The organism is Polymorphospora sp. NPDC051019 (assembly GCF_040683055.1).
Lineage (GTDB): Bacteria > Actinomycetota > Actinomycetes > Mycobacteriales > Micromonosporaceae > Polymorphospora > Polymorphospora lycopeni.
Map to the genome: position 1 here is coordinate 1 of NZ_JBFBCH010000055.1, position 1,026 is coordinate 1,026.

2 protein-coding genes are annotated in these 1,026 nt (G+C 68.0%); both read left to right on the top strand.

The genetic code is table 11. From position 1 onward, the window contains the following. Window positions 1–640, top strand: a 640-nt coding sequence (locus AB0M79_RS36325) for a hypothetical protein (protein ID WP_364223374.1), incomplete at its 5' end; no start/stop codon positions are given. An 11-nt stretch (window positions 641–651) separates the two neighbouring features. Beyond that, on the top strand, window positions 652–1,026 hold a 375-nt coding region (locus tag AB0M79_RS36330; RefSeq protein WP_364223377.1), incomplete at its 3' end, for a GntR family transcriptional regulator.

Here is a 1,026-nt window from a genome sequence, read left to right on the forward strand (position 1 = left end):
CGCCGTCATCGTGGTCTGCGGCGAACTGGTGCTACGGCGCCGACTCGGTGATGTGCGCCGCGCAGCGCTGGTCCGGCGCTCCTTTCGGGACATCGCAGGTGGCTGGCTTCTGTGGCTATGCATTGCATCCTTTGTGCTGTTGGTGATGATCGTGGTGGTTGGCGCGCAGCTAGCCGATTCGAGCGGACAGGCGTTGGCGTATGGGAATCCCGGATCCAGCCGCTTGGCGGTCAGCGACTTCACCGCTGGCATCTTCCCCGGATTTGCCTACGGCGTCTCGTTGCTGGGGGGCGCACTCATGGTGATGATTGTGTGCGCGGCGGCTCTACGGCTGATCGAGGCCCGGCCGGCCCTCCAGGAGTTCACCGCGGACGCCAGCCTGCGCCGGTTGTCGGGCCAGCGCGTGCTGAGCGGCTGTGCCGCAGCTCTGCTCATCGCCGCCGGCGGCGCGTGTTTTGCTGCGGGCGTCGCCGTCGCGGAGGCTTTCACCGGCGGGCTCTGGCACATCAGCGGGCTCATCGTGGCGCTGACCGGTGTGATGCTCGCGGCCGCGGGGGCCTTGATCAGTGTGCTGCCGGTCCTGCGGTTCTCCCGATCAGCCTGGCGCCGGACGCTGCCGAGCGGGCGGGCGACACCGTGATACCGAGTCTCGTGGTCGATGTGGCGTCGCCGTCACCGGTCTACGAGCAGATCCGGTCCCAGATCGCTGCTTTTGTGCGCACCGGCGTGCTGCGGGAGGGCGACCGTTTGCCCACCGTCCGAGCATTGGCCGCGGACCTCGGCATCGCCGTCAACACTGTTGCTCGCGCGTATCAGGAGTTGCAGGCCGCAGGCCTCGTCCGAGTGGCCCGCCGGCACGGGACCGTTGTCACCGTCCCACCCGATGTCCGCGATGTATCTGATCTACGGCACATGGCCGAGGTGCTGTCCACCCGCGCGGCCGCCCAAGGCGTGGACCACGAGACGGTTTTAGCCCTGGTGACTGAGGCATTACGCCGATCAGCGGGCCAATCAGGAGCCAGCGCG